Source organism: Exiguobacterium sp. RIT594 (genome assembly GCF_003339585.1).
Taxonomy (GTDB): domain Bacteria; phylum Bacillota; class Bacilli; order Exiguobacteriales; family Exiguobacteriaceae; genus Exiguobacterium_A.
In genome coordinates this window covers 36,315-53,221 of sequence record NZ_QPKF01000004.1, presented here as the reverse complement: position 1 = coordinate 53,221, position 16,907 = coordinate 36,315, and the positions used below count along the sequence as shown (strand labels likewise).

General features: G+C 42.7%; 15 protein-coding genes. 5 read left to right on the top strand and 10 right to left on the bottom strand.

Translation table 11 applies throughout. The features are described 5' to 3' along the window. Positions 1 to 73: 73 nt before the first annotated feature. From DVG79_RS12465 to DVG79_RS12440, 6 genes are all read right to left on the bottom strand, one after another. Complete coding sequence (locus DVG79_RS12465; RefSeq protein WP_114597014.1) at positions 74 to 2,461, bottom strand: carbohydrate binding domain-containing protein; 2,388 nt, start codon at positions 2,459 to 2,461, stop codon at positions 74 to 76. Positions 2,462 to 2,530: 69 nt separating this feature from the next. After that, the gene (locus DVG79_RS12460) at positions 2,531 to 3,877 is read right to left on the bottom strand and encodes a GH1 family beta-glucosidase (protein ID WP_114597013.1); all 1,347 of its coding nucleotides are present in this window, start codon (positions 3,875 to 3,877) and stop codon (positions 2,531 to 2,533) included. A 22-nt stretch (positions 3,878 to 3,899) separates the two neighbouring features. Continuing rightward, positions 3,900 to 4,823 (bottom strand): carbohydrate ABC transporter permease, encoded by a 924-nt coding sequence (locus DVG79_RS12455; protein WP_114597012.1) that lies wholly within the window; start codon positions 4,821 to 4,823, stop codon positions 3,900 to 3,902. Positions 4,824 to 4,826: 3 nt separating this feature from the next. Beyond that, the gene (locus DVG79_RS12450) at positions 4,827 to 5,723 is read right to left on the bottom strand and encodes a carbohydrate ABC transporter permease (RefSeq protein ID WP_114597011.1); all 897 of its coding nucleotides are present in this window, start codon (positions 5,721 to 5,723) and stop codon (positions 4,827 to 4,829) included. A gap of 60 nt (positions 5,724 to 5,783) precedes the next feature. After that, complete coding sequence (locus DVG79_RS12445; protein ID WP_026829428.1) at positions 5,784 to 7,091, bottom strand: ABC transporter substrate-binding protein; 1,308 nt, start codon at positions 7,089 to 7,091, stop codon at positions 5,784 to 5,786. A gap of 205 nt (positions 7,092 to 7,296) precedes the next feature. Further along, positions 7,297 to 8,310, bottom strand: a complete 1,014-nt coding sequence (locus DVG79_RS12440) for a LacI family DNA-binding transcriptional regulator (protein ID WP_114597010.1) — start codon at positions 8,308 to 8,310, stop codon at positions 7,297 to 7,299. Positions 8,311 to 8,522: 212 nt separating this feature from the next. Between DVG79_RS12440 and DVG79_RS12435 the strand changes: the two genes are divergently transcribed. The 5 genes from DVG79_RS12435 (at position 8,523) to DVG79_RS12415 (ending at position 12,768) form a co-directional block, all read left to right on the top strand. Further along, positions 8,523 to 8,951, top strand: a complete 429-nt coding sequence (locus DVG79_RS12435; protein ID WP_114597009.1) for a VOC family protein — start codon at positions 8,523 to 8,525, stop codon at positions 8,949 to 8,951. Between the two features lie 299 nt (positions 8,952 to 9,250). Next, on the top strand, positions 9,251 to 9,658 hold the full coding sequence (hepT, locus tag DVG79_RS12430; RefSeq protein ID WP_114597008.1) for a type VII toxin-antitoxin system HepT family RNase toxin: 408 nt from the start codon (positions 9,251 to 9,253) through the stop codon (positions 9,656 to 9,658). Between the two features lie 179 nt (positions 9,659 to 9,837). Beyond that, positions 9,838 to 11,466 (top strand): DUF2075 domain-containing protein, encoded by a 1,629-nt coding sequence (locus tag DVG79_RS12425; RefSeq protein ID WP_114597007.1) that lies wholly within the window; start codon positions 9,838 to 9,840, stop codon positions 11,464 to 11,466. 2 nt (positions 11,467 to 11,468) lie between these two features. Continuing rightward, positions 11,469 to 11,774, top strand: a complete 306-nt coding sequence (locus tag DVG79_RS12420; protein ID WP_114597006.1) for a nucleotide pyrophosphohydrolase — start codon at positions 11,469 to 11,471, stop codon at positions 11,772 to 11,774. 31 nt (positions 11,775 to 11,805) lie between these two features. Next, complete coding sequence (locus DVG79_RS12415) at positions 11,806 to 12,768, top strand: HNH endonuclease signature motif containing protein (protein WP_114597005.1); 963 nt, start codon at positions 11,806 to 11,808, stop codon at positions 12,766 to 12,768. A 44-nt stretch (positions 12,769 to 12,812) separates the two neighbouring features. Here DVG79_RS12415 and DVG79_RS12410 read toward each other — a convergent pair whose 3' ends face one another. The 4 genes from DVG79_RS12410 to DVG79_RS12395 are packed head-to-tail and all read right to left on the bottom strand — an operon-like array spanning position 12,813 to position 16,825. Next, positions 12,813 to 13,259, bottom strand: a complete 447-nt coding sequence (locus DVG79_RS12410) for a hypothetical protein (protein ID WP_114597004.1) — start codon at positions 13,257 to 13,259, stop codon at positions 12,813 to 12,815. Between the two features lies 1 nt (position 13,260). Beyond that, positions 13,261 to 15,246 (bottom strand): AAA family ATPase, encoded by a 1,986-nt coding sequence (locus DVG79_RS12405; RefSeq protein WP_114597003.1) that lies wholly within the window; start codon positions 15,244 to 15,246, stop codon positions 13,261 to 13,263. Continuing rightward, positions 15,246 to 15,428 carry a hypothetical protein gene (locus DVG79_RS12400; RefSeq protein ID WP_114597002.1) on the bottom strand — a complete coding sequence of 61 codons (183 nt, stop codon included), beginning with the start codon at positions 15,426 to 15,428 and terminating at the stop codon, positions 15,246 to 15,248. Before DVG79_RS12400 ends, DVG79_RS12405 begins: the two co-directional genes overlap by 1 nt. Positions 15,429 to 15,445: 17 nt before the next feature. Further along, positions 15,446 to 16,825 carry a DEAD/DEAH box helicase family protein gene (locus DVG79_RS12395; RefSeq protein WP_114597001.1) on the bottom strand — a complete coding sequence of 460 codons (1,380 nt, stop codon included), beginning with the start codon at positions 16,823 to 16,825 and terminating at the stop codon, positions 15,446 to 15,448. Positions 16,826 to 16,907 lie beyond the last annotated feature (82 nt).

The following is a 16,907-nucleotide window of genomic DNA, read 5'->3' as shown; positions in this document are numbered from 1 at the left end:
ACAAAAAATAAACATCTAGGGTAATCCTCGTCTACAGAAATGAGGATTACCCTGGATGTTTTTATCATTCATTTTACTTTACTTCTAACTTCACATCATCAATCGTCACGTCATGTGCCGCGAACGGTGAACCGGTTGCCTTTCCAAGCAGGAATTTCAGTCCGGCTGTATCATCCTGACCGAGCGTAAAGTCAAACTGATATGTTTTTGCTTCCATGCCGAGTTCGACGATTTCACTGAAGTAACGTGTATACGCTGCGTTTTCAACGGTCACTTCAAGTGGTCGGGCAACTGTCGACGATGCTTTAAACGTCAGTTGGTACGTTTGCCCTTTGACGAGCTGTAAGTTACCTTGCTCAAGCAGAACGCTCCATGGTTCCTGTCCTTCTGACGTGATGGCGAGTTTCGCTGCGTCATTGACGTTCGAAACGACGGCTTGCGCGTCATAATGGACATACGAACTCCAGAAGTTCAGTCCGTCCGCAAACGAACCGTTTTTGAGCGGCGACCGGTCGACTTCGACCGGTGTGACATCAACCAGCTCCACGTCATCCAGTGTCACTTCACCTTTTGCCGTCCCGAAATTGAACTGGAGTCGGCTGTTTAAATCCGTTGCCTGTGTCATCGTAAACGGTACTTCGACTGTCGTTGCCGCTTTTGTCACCGGTACGTCATGCGTCGGCAGATAAGAAACCGTTCCGTCCGCATTCGTCAGCTTGACTTGCAGTTCTTTGATCCGTTCGGCTTTCGTTTTAAACCGTAAGACGTACTGATGATTTTCTTTTAATTGGACGCCACGTTGTGTCAATGTCGCGGCCTGTCCTTTTGCCGGATTGGTCTTGAACGTAAAGTCACGTGTCACCGGGTCAACCGTTCCCGTGCCTTTGGTCTGACCGGCATCAAACTGCCAGTACGTCAGGCGGTCCATCGCCCCTTGGTCAAACGTCCCGTTGTAGATCTGATTACCGTCCGGTAAAGCCGGTTTTGTTGCCGTTTCATCGATTTCACCGCGTGGCACCTGCTCGACGCGGACATTACCGATTTTGACGCCGGCTTTCGCCAGACCAAGGTTGAATTCGAGACGTGCCGCAAGATCCGTTTCTGCTGCCATATCGAACGCAAACGTATGCCGTTTGACGGTTGGCGTCAAATCAATCACTTCTTCATTCGAATATTTTGTGTAGCCGCGTTCCGCCCCGCCGCCGACTTTCGCGACGATCGTCCGTGCTTCTTCACTGCTGGCGTCAAAGCTGACTTCATAGCGTCCGCCTTGAGCGAGGGAAATCTTTTGAATCAACTGGTGAGCATAGTTTTGGGCGCCCGGTTGGTCGATCGTGACATTCGCAAAGCGGGTCCCGTCCTGCTCCGTCACGTTGACCGATCCCTTGCCACCGAAGTCCGGTAACGTCACATAGTTCCAGTACGTCGGGTCAAGGACTTGTGCGCCGTCGGTGATTGTCTTGATCGCTTTTTCGTACGCTTGATCATAGACGAGGTTGCCGTCTGCTAACGGCTGTTTCGCCCCGTCCGGTAACGTCACATCTTCATAAACCGGCTCGACCGGTTCGCGATAGTCGCGGTTCTGTAAATCATAGACGCGGACATAATCGACTTCCATTTCAGCCGGGAACTTCGTCGTTGCATCGACTTCGCCGTCAAACCAGCCGCCGACCGCGAGATTCATCACGAGATAGAAGTTTTGGTCGAATGGTGCCGGATAACTGTAGTTGGTTGCCGTGTTTTTGCCTTTGCTGTACCAGTCGTTTTGTGTTTGATAAAGGTTGCCATCGACGTACCAGCGGAGTTCGCCCGGCTCCCACTCGACCGCATACGTATGCCACTGGTCAATCCGTCCGCCGTCCGGGAAATGATAATCCTTACCGGTATATTTATTGTTCGGCCAGTTCTCGCCATAGTGGATTGTCCCGGCAACTTTATCCGGCTGACTGCCCCAGGCTTCCATGACATCAATTTCACCGGACGAGGCCCAGGCACCGTACTTGTCTTGCTCCGGCAACATCCAGAACGCCGGCCATAATCCTTTGCCGGTCGGCAATTTGGCTTTGATTTCATAACGCCCGTATGTCTTGCTGAATAAGCCTTTTGTCTTTAATTTAGCTGATGTATAGTCGTACGTTCCGAGGGCATCCGTTGTTTTTTCTTCCTGAGCCCGGATGACGAGTTTGCCGTCCCGGATAAAGGAATTGTCGGTTTTGTTCGTGTAGTATTGTTTTTCGTTGTTGCCCCAGCCCGGACTGATAACGCTTCCATTTTGATCCACAATCCAGTTCCCGGTATCATACGTCCACTTCGTCCGGTCGAGCTGTTGTTTCGTGAATTCATCGGACCAGACCATTTTCCATTTCGTATTATCTTTTTTGTCCGCCTTCTCGGCATGACCGGTCCCGGCGTATGACAGGACGAGTCCCGTTCCGAGGGCAACTGCGAGCCATTTCTTCATCTGTAATTCCTCCTTCTTAATGAAAAAAACAGGCAAGACGATCAATTCGACCTTGCCTGTTCGACGACGTTACGCTTCTTGCGGAAGTGCTGCCTTATGCGTCCGGATGACATTCGCATACCAATGCGCGCTGTCTTTCCAGATTCGTTCCTGTGTATCGAAATCGACGTAGATGATGCCGAATCGTTTGTCGTAGCCGAAACTCCATTCGAAGTTATCGAGCAGCGACCAGAGATAATAGCCGGCGATGTTCATGCCTTCCTCATTTAGGTCAGACACGGCTTGCAAATGCTGTTCGACGTAATCGATCCGGTTTTGATCGTGAATCTGTCCGTCGACGAGCTGATCGTCAAACGCAGCGCCATTTTCCGTAATAAAGATTGGTAAGTCCGTGTATTCGTTACGAAGGCGACGGATCAGGTCTTTGAACTCACTTGGAGCGATATCCCAGCCCATGCCGGTCTTATCGTAATCCGAATACGCGTCTTTGTGTAAGAAATCATTTGCGGCACTGAACTCAACCAGGTTCCGGCTGTAGAAGTTGATCCCGAAGAAATCACATGGCGTCGAAATCGTCGCGAGGTCTCCCGCCTGGATGAAGTCGTACGTATGAACGTATTTCGAGAACAGGTTCATCATGTCGATTGGATATTGTCCTTTGAAGATCGGATCAAGGAACCAGCGATTCGCATACCCATCGGCATTGTTCATCGCAATCTGATCGTTGACGGAATCCGTTTTTGCGTACTTCGGTGCCAAGTTCAGCGTGATGCCGATCGGTGTCGTGGACTGGAATTCCCCTTTCAACAGTTCAACGGCTTTTCCGTGTGACAACAGCATGTGGTGGACGGCACGGACGGCTTCGTTCATATCCGTATGTCCCGGCGCGTGTTGTCCGAGGTGATAGCTCAAGAAGCCGGCACACCATGGTTCGTTGTGCGTGATCCATGAGTCGACGATCCCGTCGAGCTCTTCGAAGCAGACACGGGCGAAGTCGAGGAACCAGTCGACCGAGTCACGGTTGACCCAGCCGCCTTCGTCGTACGCCCAGACCGGAAGATCCCAGTGGTAGAGTGTGACAGCCGGTTTGATGCCTTCTTCCTGCAGACGTGTAGCGAGTGTCTTGTAAAACGCCATGCCTTCCGGATTAAACTGCCCTTTGCTCGGGAAGATCCGTGGCCAGGCAATCGAGAAGCGGTACGTGTCGACGCCTAACTGTTTGATGTGCTGGATGTCTTCTTCAAACCGGTGGTAATGGTCGCAAGCGACATCCCCGTTGTGCTTTTCGAAAACTTTTCCGTCCGTATCGCAGAATGTATCCCAGATTGACGGGGTACGGCCACCCTCGTCGTGTGCGCCTTCGATTTGGTACGAGGACGTCGCCGTCCCGAAGACGAAGTTCGGTGCAAATTTCATAGATGTAAGCTCCTTTAATAGTTTATTCTTTGACGGCACCAGCTGAGATGCTGCTGACGATGTATTTCGAGAGGAACAGGAAGGCGATCATGATCGGTACGACGGAAATCGCGATTCCGAGATACAGCGAGCCGAGGTTTTCCGCGACTTGTGATCCTTTGAGGAAGCCCATCAAGACCGGTAACGTATACTTTTCCGGTGAGAACAGCAGGACGAGCGGCATGATGTAGTTGTTCCATGAACCGATGAACGTAAAGATCGACATCGTTGCGATCGCTGGCATCATCATCGGCAAGGCAATCGTGTGGAAGATACGCATTTCGCTCGCACCATCCATCCGTGCTGCTTCAATCAAACTCGGGTGCATGACCGTCTGTAAATACTGACGGACGAAGAACACCGTGAACGGACTAGCAATCGCCGGAACGATCAACGGGATGAAGCTGTCGAGCAGTCCTAAGTTCTTGCTGAGTTCGTAAAATCCGATCAATCCGAGTTGGCCCGGAATCATCATCATGACGAGCATGAAGACGAACAGGACGTTTTTTCCTTTGAACTGGTAAAACGCAAATCCGAATGCTGTCATCGCCGAGAAGTAACCCGATAAGACGGTCACGAGAACGGCGATGATGAGACTGTTTTTAAAGCCGGACCAGATGTTGACGTATGAACTTAAGGCGGCATAGTTTTCAGCGAGCGAGTTGCCTGGAATCAATGAGAAACCGGATAACACTTCTTCGTTCGAGCGGGTCGCGTTAATGATCATCATCAAGAACGGAATGATACAGGCGATTGTCAACGCGATGAGCGCGATATAGATGACACTCTTGCCGAACCAGGCTTTTTTCTGTTTCGGCGGCGGCGTCAACTTCAGCGGACGTTCTGAACGATCCGGTTGATCCTCCGTTTGTGGCACGATCCGACGTGCTTCTGCATTTCGTTCCATCGGTCAGGCTCCTTTCGGTGAACGTTCTTTTCGGAACATCCCTTTGAAGACGATAATTGAAAAGACGAGCGTGATGGCAAACAATCCGTATGCGACAGCAGCGGCGTAGCCATAGTTGTTGTACTTAAAGGCTTGGTTGTAGAGATAAAGCACCATCGTGTTCAGGGCACCATCCGGCGCACCGACACCGTCCGTGATCAACATCGGTAAATCGAACAATTGCAGTCCGCCGATCAGTGACGTGATCATGATGTAGAGCAGTATCGGTTTTAAGAGCGGCAACGTAATCCGCGAGAAGATTTGCCAGCGTGTCGCACCGTCAATCAGTGCCGCTTCGAAATAATCCTTCGAGATGCCGGATACGCCGGCCATGACGACGATGAACGAGTGACCGAGCCACATCCAGGTCAGGATGAGGGAGACGGAAATTTGTGCCGTAACCGGTTGTGTCAACCAGTTGATTGGCTCGGAAATCAAACCGATTTTCATCAGCATCATGTTCAGTGAACCGTGCTGCCAGTCGAGCAGGATACCGAACAGCAAGGCAACCGAGCTGATCGTAATCAAGTTCGGCAAGTAGAATGTCGCGCGGAAAAAGGCGAGACCCTTGAGCTTGAGCTGTAAATCCGAGAACAGTAAGGCGAGCATCAACGCTCCGCCGATTTGCAGGATGAAATTCAGTCCCCAAATCTTGATCGTATTGAAGAATGCTTCAATGAAGTACGTATCTCCGAGCAAACGCGTATAGTTCGCGAGTCCGACGAGTTGTTCGCCTTCTGCGCCTGTGTAGTTCGTAAAACTGTAATAGAACGTCAGCGCGACCGGATAGATGCTGAAGATCAAGAAGACGATCCAGAACGGTGCGATGAACAGATAACCATGGCGGTCGAGTTTTTTCACAGGTCAAACCCCTTTCTTAAATAAGAAAAGGTGAAGCGAGGATCGCCCCACCTAGACTCCTTATTCCGGTACTTTAACGTCCGGATACGCATTTTTGACTTTTTTGTAGAATTCAGCAAGTGCTTCGTCTTTTGATTTTTTGCCTTGGACATACTCCATGACCGACGCACCGTACAATGTGTCGAGCTGTTGGTCGTACTTCGTCACGATTCCCGGTGTGATCTTGTCTGCTTGATCAAGGAAGAACTCGTAGTTGTTCTGTCCGCCGAGGAACTCATCTTTGAAGTCGGTTTTGATTTTGTCCGTAACCGGTTTGTAAGCGAGGACGTCGCCTGTTTCTTTCGCCCAGTCTGTCAGGAACTCTTCGTCTTGCGTCATCATCTTAACGAAATCATATGCAAGCTTTTGTTTCTTCGAATCTTTGTAGACTCCTAACCAAGTACCGCCCCAGAAGTATGGGCTCGGTCCGCTTGTGACAGCCCAGTCACCGGCTGATTTCTTCGCGTTTTCTTTTAAGACACTGTGTAAGCCCCATGTCGGAAGGACATATGAGAAGATTTCTGTTTCAGTTTCTTTGCCGTTTTCTTTGACTTTGACCGGTTTATCCATTCCGGCGAACCATGATGGAGACCATTCCGGCGCAAGTGCTGTGTATTGTTTTGTCCGTAATTCTTTTGCGTAATCCATGTAGTTTTTCTTGTCTTCCGTCACGACGAGTTCCTGTTTGTCGTTGACCCAGGCTTCCGGCTCATTTCCTTGTGCGAACCAGCGGATCGATCCTTCGTCCGGGAACATTTTGTAGCCTTTGCCTTTCATCTTCTCAGCGACTTCGAAGACGCCGTCCATCGAGTTCATCATCGCACCGATTTCTTTTGGATCATCTGTGCCGAGAACTTTTTTCGCGATGCTTCGTTTGTAGTAGACGCCACCTGGTGTCGTTTGCCATGACAAGGCACGAACGTTACCGTCTTTGTCTTTCCCCATGTCATAGACGTACGGGATATAATCATCTTTGACTTCGCCTGCGTTAAACGGTTTTTCCGAGAGGTTTGCCCAGTAGCCGGCATCGACCCATTGTTTTAAGAAGGCAATCTCACCTGTGAAGATATCCGGTGCACCGACGCCGCTCTCAAGTGCCGGTTTTAATTTTGTCGGGTAATCCGCGATCGGAACAATCGTCAATTCGACTTTGACACCGTTTTTCTCTTCGAACTTTTTGATTGGTTCTTTTAACTCATCCGTAAACGACCAGATTTTAAGAACTTCCTTGCCGCCGCTCGTTTTTTCCTCTTCGCCGCCTGAACATCCTGCTAAAACGCTTGCTGTTAATGCGCCGATTGTTAATACGCTGACAAACTTCTTCTTCATGTCATCCCATCCTTGTCTGGTTTTAGTAGTCCCCTAAGTAAGCGGTCTCATTTATTATTCAAAAATATCGAAAGCGCTTTCGTAAATGGTCTGAAAAAAGTTCCGAAAGCCCTTTCGGAAACGTACAAAAAAATATAGTATGGATTTCGAAACCGCTCTCGCGTTTTCTCGAAGACAACCTGCGAGAGCGATTTCGAAAAAGTGATTATGCTTTGACAGGTCCCGTCGACTGGCGGACGATCAAGTCGACCGGAATGATATCCGTCGTCATGACCCGCTTTTTGTTGACGATTTGTTCAATCAAAAGGTTTGCTGCATGCTGCCCGATCGTGTCCGTATCTTGCCGGACCGTCGTCAGCTTTGGTGTAATGAACTTGGCCAGTTCGATGTCATCATAGCCGACAACCGAAAGATCTTCTGGAATCCGTAAACCGACTTCATGAATCGCGTCGATTGCACCGATTGCCATTTGGTCACCTGCAACAAAGACAGCCGTTGGTCGTTCCGGCAGTGCGAGTAACTCTTGCATCGCCTGTTTTCCTTCTTCAACCGAAAAGAATCCTCCGCTGACGATATATTCATCAGGAATCGGTAATCCTAAATGTCCCATTGCTTGTTTGTACCCTTCGATTCGTGCCGACCCTGCGTCAGTCGTCGTATCCCCCGCGATATGGGCGATTAGTCGATGACCGAGCTGGTATAAGTGATTGACAGCAAGTTCGCCACCGGTCAGATTATCCGAGAAGACGACACTACAATCGGTGCTGTCCATATCAACGACAACGATTGGAATCGTACTTTGAATCAATTCCTGAACGTGTTGGTCCATTTGATCGGAACAGATGACGACGATGCCGTCGACCGCCCGATGCCGGAAATGCTCGAGATAACTCATGTCCCGATTGCGTAAATTCCTTGAAGCGAAGATTAAGTCATAACCTTGTTGCTCTGTTGCTTTTCGGAAACTTTCGATGATCGCGTTAAAGAACGGATGCATCATCCCGACGCCGTGTGCTTCCGAGAACATGACGCCGATTGTCCAGGACCGTTTCGTTGAGAGCGACTGGGCGTGGGCGTTCGGCAAGTAGCCCATATCGGCTGCTGCCTGAACGATTTTTGCTTTTGTCTTCTCACTGACGTCGGAATAGTTATTTAAGGCTTTTGAGACCGTGGTGATCGAAAAACCGGTTATTTTCGCTAAATCATAAATTGTACCCATGTAACCACTCCATTTCACCGAAAGCGCTTTCGATAAATTTAGTATAGACTGCGATTTGGAAAGATACAACCATTTTTTTAGAATTTAATCGGAATTCGCAAAATAAATGATACCGCTTTCATATTTCATCCCACAAACCTTTAAATAAGAACAAATGTTTGGTATAATATAAGTATCAGCCAATCGTGCTTAAAATTGAGAGGAGCATCTATATGCCGATTACTCCCTACCTTGTGTTCAATGGCAATACCCGTGAGGCGATCCATTATTATGCCAACATCTTTGGTCAGGACATCCCCGACATCATGGAGTTTGGTCCCGGCAATGGTCCGGACGGTCAACCGTTCGCACCAGACGTCCAATCGCTTGTCCTGCATTCACAATTGATTGTTCATGGTACACGCGTCATGTTTTCCGACGCCATGCCGCACGATCCGGTGACGATCGGACAAAACGTCACGCTGGCTCTGCATCTGTCGGACGTCCAAGTCATTCACGAGACATTCGATAAGCTGGCGCAAGATGGCAATGTCATCATGCCGATCCAAAAAACGTTTTGGAGTGAAGCCTACGGCATCGTCGAAGATCCGTTTGGTGTGCAGTGGCAGCTCAATCACGAAGTCAGTGAAGTGACAGCATAAGTGCTCGCTACGTCATGCTTCCCCTTTCACTCGCTTTCCTCAGGCGAGGCACAAGCCGCGCCTCCTTTGTCCTCCGGACACGGACTCGGGTCTTGTTTGCCTCTGACAGCGCAGATCCCTGCGCTTTTTCCTGCAGGAGTCGAGTGACGGGTATGCATTCTTGATAAAAAGTAAGATCTGACGGATTTCGTCGGATTTTACTTTTTTTTAGATCATACCGATTTTTTTCACGATGTTATAGAATGGTTAAAATCAGATGTCCCATTATCTACTGTGTAAGAAAGGAGGTGTCTCAAGAAATGAACGAGATCCTTTTACAAAAACAAGCGACAATCAAACGTTGCATCATTAGAATGAACGAAGTCTACAATAATGACTCCAAAAATTTAAGTGATTTAACCAGACAAGATAGCATCATCTTAAATTTGCAACGGATATGCCAAGCTTCTATTGATATGGCGATGTATGTTGTAAGTACACGAAAACTGGGATTACCTAAAGCGAGTCAGGATGGACTTAAACTATTAGAGAAAGCACACTTTATCAATTCTTCCATATCTACTAGCCTAATGAATATGATGGGATTTTGTACTATCGCAATCCATGACTACCCGTCACTTGATTTAAATATTCTCCAGGCTATTTTAGAGAAGCACATAGATGATTTCTTAACATTTGCACAGATTGTTATCCAGTTGGAAGACTGACAGATTTTCATGCTTCATCCCCCTTCTCAAATAAACATTTTAAAGTAAATAACCTAGTATATTCAGGATAAGCCCAACCAAATTCCCTTTAAATAACAATTATTCATTCATCATGCTATATTTAATAAGAACTACTTTTTACATACCTTGTAACGTCACTGGAAGGATGGACACATGTTTTGGAGAAACTTTATTTTGAAAAGTACCGGTTTAACTACGCTGATTTAACGCGTAGTCGAACGCTCTACATAGACAATTATCCAATCGTTTATCTGTTGTATAATCGGTCAAAAGCACAAGCTTACGTCGGACAAACAGTTCAAAAAAATCAACGGTTAAAAGCCCATTTAAAAGATCCTCGTCGGAAGCAGCTCGACGAATCGATTTTAATTGGGCATGAACAGTTTAACCAATCGGCTACTTACAATATCGAATCCAATTTGATTAACTTTTTAATTGCGGATGGTCGCTATACATTGCAAAATGTCAGCCAAACCGTCTCCCGTCAGATGCACAACTATTTCCGAAAAAATTTTTTCAATGAGACGGTTTTTGAAAACATTTGGCAACAGTTACGCGAGGAGCAAATTGCGGAAGGAACACTCGATCAGTTACGAAACAAAGACGTCTACAAACTCTCTCCGTTTCGTGAATTGTCTGAGCAACAACTGGAGGTCAAAGAGGAAATCTTAAAATTTTGTAAAACCAAAATCACCGAAACGGGGCACCATGTTTTTATTGTTGAAGGCGACGCCGGAACAGGAAAAAGTGTCTTACTCAGCTCCTTGTTCAATACGATTCAGGATTTATCGAAAGAAACAGATTCCGCACTGCATCAGACAGATAACTATCTGCTCGTCAACCACGGCGAAATGCTCAAGACGTATAAATCGATTGCCGGCAGTCTACCAAACTTAAAGAAAAAGCAGTTTCAAAAGCCAACCCCCTTCTTAAATACATTAGATAAACAAAAGCGGACTGCTGACATCGTGCTCGTGGACGAAGCCCATCTGTTACTTACAAAAGAAGATGCCTACAACAATTTCCACCAACAAAATCAACTACATGAAATCATTACACGCAGTAAAATCACGATTCTGATCTTTGATCCGAAACAGGTCCTCAAGATTAAAAGTCACTGGGGACGTATGACATTGCAAGACATCGTCGGTCCTTTTTCGACAAAGACGCTGCAATTATCCAATCAATTCCGGATGCAAGCGAGTCCGCAGACATTGCACTGGATCAATCGGCTGGTAGAACGCGAGCTCTTACCGATTCCGAGTGATTCAAATTATGATTTACAGATCTTCGAGGACCCGGAAGTCTTTAAGCAGGCGATTTTCTCGAAAAACGAACAGCACGGACTATCCCGAATCGTCTCGACGTTTGACTACCTGCATAAAAAAGATGGGGCCGACTACTTTGTTGACGAAGGCGGAATCAACCTTCCGTGGAATCGTACTTATCCCCATACAACATGGGCAGAACAACCGGAAACGATTCAAGAAGTTGGGTCGATCTATACCATTCAAGGCTTTGATTTAAACTACGTCGGTGTCGTCCTCGGTCCGTCGATTCAGTATGATGAAACAACTCAACAATTGAAGCTCGATCCAACGTCATATAAAGACACCGGAGCATTTGTTTCCCGCCAAGACTTGAGTCGGTCAGAAAACGAACGTGCCAAGGAAGAAATCATTTTGAACTCCCTGAACATCCTGTTGAAGCGTGGCGTCAAAGGGCTTTATCTGTACGCAACCAATCCTCAATTACGCGCACGATTATTACAACTAAAGGAGACATAACTATGAACGAAATCAAAGCGTTAGTACAAAAAATCGATGACTTCCGTGACGAACGTAACTGGCGACCACACCATAACCCAAAAGATTTAGCGATTTCTCTGTCCATCGAAGCATCCGAGTTACTCGAAGCCTTCCAGTGGCGGACCAGCGAAGAAGCGTGGGAAGAAAATCAGGAAAATATTAAAGAGGAAATTGCCGATGTGTTGATTTATGCATTGACGTTGTGTAGTGAGTTGAATGTAGATGTAGAAGAGATTGTGGTAGATAAGATTAGGAAGAATGAAGAGAAGTATCCATTAAAAAACTAGATGTAGATTGTCTTATTAGGAGGTAATTCTATTGGGATGGAGACTAGACATTGCAGAAGCAAATGAGGAATATTTGACAGAGAGTGATTTATGGCGCCTGACACAGCAATTTTTAATGAATGCAACGTATACAACTACCTATAAACATATACTAATGAAATCACTATTAGAGTGTACAACCGAAATCGATGAAACAGGAAAAATAGATTTCTTAGAAATTTCCAAACATGTCGCAAAGATTTATTGGAACTTAGTGATTACGAATGAATTACGTCAAGTTAATATTAAAACTGGAGAAAGCTCTATAGAAAAAGTACTAAAAAATTTTCAAATGAAATATAGTATCCCTTCAGAATGGAATTTTGAAAACTTATCAGAATCTCAGCAATCTGAGCTCAGTAAAAACATTAATATAGTCTATAAAAAGTATGTCTACGGTTCATTTTATTCATCTTTTAACGGCACTATTTATTCTTTTAATAAAAAAGAAGAATGGGTTAAATTAGTTCCTATTTACATTGTCTTTTTCGAAAAATATAAAAGGATTTTGATGAATGTTACAAATTATCAATTATCCATTTTTTTAGAGAAATATAATTCAAGTGAACTGATGAAAAGTATCTTAAGTAAAGTTGAATTTGTGTCAGCACGACAGTCGCTAGGTGAGTTCAAAAAAATCCTTTTACAACACGGTCAGACTAACTGCTTTTATTGCCGCAAACCGCTAAAAAAAATCCATGTAGATCACTTCATTCCGTGGTCCTATACTCAGAACGACGTGCTTTGGAATTTCGTACTATCCTGCCCAAGTTGTAACTCAAGTAAAAATAATCGAATTGCAGAAATAGAATTTTTATATAACCTAATTGATCGCAATAAAAAATTGACTCATACAACTTATATGAAAAATTATACTGAAAAGAAATTAAACTATACATATGAATACGCTATTCAGAATGGATTTAATATATGGACTCCAAATAAAAAACTCTAAACTTTATGCGTGTAAGCAAAAGTTTAGAGTTTTACTCGTTAACATTAAAGATGATCTTTATAGAGAGTTTCTGTTACTAAACGGTTTCTATAGTTCTCTAAAGACTCCTCATCCTTGAAATCATATAACAATTCAATATATCGATCTATAGCGTTGCTTCCACTATTCTTAATCAATATTTCATACAGATAAGAAACTCCACCCGCAGCATAATTTTCGATTCTTTGAAGCTCTTCTTTACTAGGCTCACCTTCTCCAAATTCATCATAAATAATTGAATTGATTAGAAGCTCATCATCACTTGAAAAAACGGATTCGTTGAAAGCTTCTGCATTTTTCCCTCTTTTAAATGAAATAATTTTTCCGGTTTCACGCCCTATCATTAATCCTGCCATAAAAATATCCTTAAACGTATTGAAAAAACCGAACTCTCCATCACGATGTAATTCATCGTATTCACGTTGTTGTTCCAAACTCCGGGATAGTCTCATTTTAGATTCTCCCCTCCAATATTTGTGTATATTCTAAATTATTATTGTCTTCAATGTAACGGAGTGTATATTCTTTACCTGCATGCTTATTTAACTGATTCTCTACTTCACCGTCCCATTGAGAGGTAGATACAATGACGATTACTTGATCAGATAGCTGATGTATACCTTCTGCAACACGTTTTCTGTGATCCGCGTCTAGTGCACCAAACGGAGAATCCATCACAAGTGGATATACGGCTTTCATATTCGCACCTTTTATTTGAAGACCACCATTCGGTTTTTCTGCTTTTTTACGTTGCATATCAACGATAGCGCCAATAAATGCAAGACTTGTTAATTGGCCTTCTCCTTGAGACATTCCCACTTCTTCATGTCCACTGTCAGTAACAATCAATTCATATTCATTTGTCATTGTTACGTTGTAGTTTTTCCTTAGGAATTTAGAGAATACTTCTTTAATTTGAAAGGCAAGACGTTTTCTTATATCTTCTTCCTGAAATTTGAGAAGGCGGTCAATCACGCTTTCAAATTTCATTGCTGTATTCGAGCTATTTTGAAGATTTAACTCCTTTAAATTTTCTCTTTCTTTTTTAATGATCTGTTTTTCGAGCAAATCAACTTTTAGTGTTAACTCTTCCCGTTGTTTTTCGTAATAAATAATCATAGCTTTTTGTTCTTGAATAGAACTTTCAAGTTGTGTAAACTTCTTTTGCAAATCAACTAGTTCTGGATTGTTTCTCGTACTTTTACTTATATTTAGCTCTGCAATTTCTTGTTGCACTGTCATGATATCTTTTAGTTGCTGATTTCTTTGATTTGAGTAAGCACGTACTTGTTCAAATATGCCATTTCTTTTTTCTTTAATAATACTCATTTTTTTATGCAAAACATTAATCCCATTATCTTGTGAATAAATGGACGACTTTCTCAAATGCATAATATGCTCTTTTTCGTGTTCCGAAATGGGACGACCACAGATACAAATTTCTTCTTGTTCAAGCTTTTCTAGGAATTCTTCATCTATATAAGACTCAATTCGATCATCGTTTTCAGATTTTAGTTCAATTTGTTGAATTAATGGTAGAGCAATGACAAGATGACCATTACTACTTAATAACTTTGCTAACTCAGTTTCAATCAAAGTTAAATTTTTTTGTAATCGTTCTAGTTCTTTTTTCTTTGAATCATACTCAATTTGTAACGCACCAATTTCTGCATCTGCTTGTAGCTTCTCGTCAATCACTTTAATCTCTTCTTGTAATGCTACTGTGTTGTCTCTAGTATCTAAAAGTTTTTTTTCTATTAACTCTTTTTCATTGTATAGAATTCCCCTTTTATTTATTAACTCTTCATATTCTCCTCCATTTTTCTGTGCAAGCTCTCCTTGAAGTTTATTTTTAGCTGATCGAAGATCTTTTTTAGCTGATACAAATAGATCGAGGCCCATCATTAACTTAATTGAATCTTTGATTTCAGTTTTAGCTCTTTGTTTACCTAAATTATCGATTCTCTCTCCGTCAAAGAAGAAAAAAGAACTTAGTTTTTGTGGAATAATTTTATCGATTGTATCGGTAACACTTTTTATGATTTCACCTTCCCCTAGTTCATTAATTCTTTTCAAAAGCACTTCTGATTTTTTAAAGGGTGTATAAGTAACTCCATCAAACTTATGATTTAAAAATCGTTCAATCTCAAATTGATGATTTCCATCGTTAAAAAAGAGCTTCACTGAGGTACTAATTTCGGATAGTCCAACTAACATAGATTCTCGGGCAAATCTTCTATTTATAATTTCGTTCGGATTGGGTAAGTTGAGAGGTTTTCCATATAAAACCCACAAGAAAGCATTAATTAATGCCGTCTTTCCAGATCCATTTTCACCATGTATAACTGTTACATTATCGGTTTCTCCATAGGCAAAACTTAAAGACTGTTCACCATAATACTGTCTGAAATTATTTAATACTATTTTTTTTATAATCATTAGTTATACAACCCTTTCAGAAGACGTACAATTTCTGCTACAATCTCTCCGTTAGTTCCACTTTTTGTACTTAAGTAAATATCCTCTAAATTTAGGATTTTTGAGAATACTAATTTTTCTTCATTTGTGAAATCATCAAATTCTTCTTCAAGAATATCTTGTAATGTTCTTTGTTCATCCATTCATACTCGCCCCTTACTTATAAATGTTGTAAGTTATATAAATTTTTCAATTCGAGTAATGTCTGTGAAGCTTGCGGCCCGTTAATTGCTAAAGAAGCAAACTCTTGAACTCTCCTTAGCTCTTTCTCGAGTAAACTCCGTTCAATATTAAAATCTGCATCAGGCAATTGATTTGTATCTGAAATTTCCTGAGAAATAACAATAAAATCATACAAAATAGCAAATTCTTTTCCACGCGCTTTCCTCAATACTCGACCTCTTCGTTGAATAAATTCTTTAGGATTAGAACTACTTGCTAAAATATATGCAGTTCGAGTATTAGGAACATCAACACCTTCATCTAAACATCTAATAGCAATTAGTGCTTCAATTTCACCAGAGTCAAATTGACTAAGTAAGTCTCGTCTTTGTTTATTATTTTCGTGAGATGTATAACTGCTGCTGTAAACTCCTAATTCCTTCCCCATCATTTGAACAAGTCGATCCACTTGTCGTTCGCCTTCTTTTTTTTGATCACCACAATAAACAATTGTATGTCTCATATCTCCATCATTCTTTTGCTTTTTTAATAATTTTTTAAGTAACTCTTCTTTATTTTCAGCACTGTTGATTAGTCGAGCACGCTTTATCAAAAGTTGTTCTAGATATTCATTTTTAGTGTCTTCTCCTTGAGAAGCAAATAGCTTGGCGATTTTTTTACTTAACTCCATATATTCTTCTCTTTCCGAATCAGTTAAAACTACAATTTGCGGATAGTAATAATATGGAGTTAAATAGCCTGCATGAATGGCGTCGCGTAACTCATATTTAAAAATAGGTTCACCACCAAAATAGGAAAAAATAGCATCTGTTCCTTCATCATCATTCCATCGTCTTGGAGTAGCAGATAAAGCTAATCGATATTTAAAATGACTTGGTAACGATTCAATAGATCTTGAAGTTCCTATATTATGTGCTTCATCAACAATAATTAAGCTTTCTTTTGAAAGTCTTCCCAGTTGTAGTTGTACATCTTTCGACATTTTTAAAGTTTGCATTGTTGTAATAAAACATAGTACATCTTGATTTCCTATATTATATTGAGTGATTTCACTACTTGTTAAATCAAACCATTGCTTTCTATTTTGATAAATACGTACTGGTTGTAGTCCAAATTCTTCCGCATTTTTCGCCCATTGATCTACCAAATCAATCAATGGACATACAATAATAATAGCTAATCGTTTTTTTGCTTGGAATAATTTGCATGCAGCTGAAAGAGCTGTTAATGTTTTTCCTGTCCCTGTGGCCATCTCAAATAATCCCTGATAATTGTTATCTTGCCAGCTTTTAATTGCTTGTTCTTGATAAGGATGAAGAGTCAGCCACTTTGGTATTTCATAGGATGTAGATTGCATAATTTTCTCAACTCCATCATCAGAAAGAAAATTTTTGTTATACTTTGATTGTAATCTTTTTAGCAAATAATTGTTATTTTTT

What these genes read in the sequence shown, in the direction of transcription:
- DVG79_RS12395 (WP_114597001.1), bottom strand. Translation starts at nt 16,825, where the DNA reads ATGCAATCTACATCCTATGAAATACCAAAGTGGCTGACTCTTCATCCT.
- DVG79_RS12455 (WP_114597012.1), bottom strand. Translation starts at nt 4,823, where the DNA reads ATGGAACGAAATGCAGAAGCACGTCGGATCGTGCCACAAACGGAGGAT.
- DVG79_RS12410 (WP_114597004.1), bottom strand. Translation starts at nt 13,259, where the DNA reads ATGAGACTATCCCGGAGTTTGGAACAACAACGTGAATACGATGAATTA.
- DVG79_RS12400 (WP_114597002.1), bottom strand. Translation starts at nt 15,428, where the DNA reads ATGGATGAACAAAGAACATTACAAGATATTCTTGAAGAAGAATTTGAT.
- DVG79_RS12420 (WP_114597006.1), top strand. Translation starts at nt 11,469, where the DNA reads ATGAACGAAATCAAAGCGTTAGTACAAAAAATCGATGACTTCCGTGAC.
- DVG79_RS12440 (WP_114597010.1), bottom strand. Translation starts at nt 8,310, where the DNA reads ATGGGTACAATTTATGATTTAGCGAAAATAACCGGTTTTTCGATCACC.
- DVG79_RS12445 (WP_026829428.1), bottom strand. Translation starts at nt 7,091, where the DNA reads ATGAAGAAGAAGTTTGTCAGCGTATTAACAATCGGCGCATTAACAGCA.
- DVG79_RS12460 (WP_114597013.1), bottom strand. Translation starts at nt 3,877, where the DNA reads ATGAAATTTGCACCGAACTTCGTCTTCGGGACGGCGACGTCCTCGTAC.
- DVG79_RS12435 (WP_114597009.1), top strand. Translation starts at nt 8,523, where the DNA reads ATGCCGATTACTCCCTACCTTGTGTTCAATGGCAATACCCGTGAGGCG.
- DVG79_RS12465 (WP_114597014.1), bottom strand. Translation starts at nt 2,461, where the DNA reads ATGAAGAAATGGCTCGCAGTTGCCCTCGGAACGGGACTCGTCCTGTCA.
- hepT (WP_114597008.1), top strand. Translation starts at nt 9,251, where the DNA reads ATGAACGAGATCCTTTTACAAAAACAAGCGACAATCAAACGTTGCATC.
- DVG79_RS12405 (WP_114597003.1), bottom strand. Translation starts at nt 15,246, where the DNA reads ATGATTATAAAAAAAATAGTATTAAATAATTTCAGACAGTATTATGGT.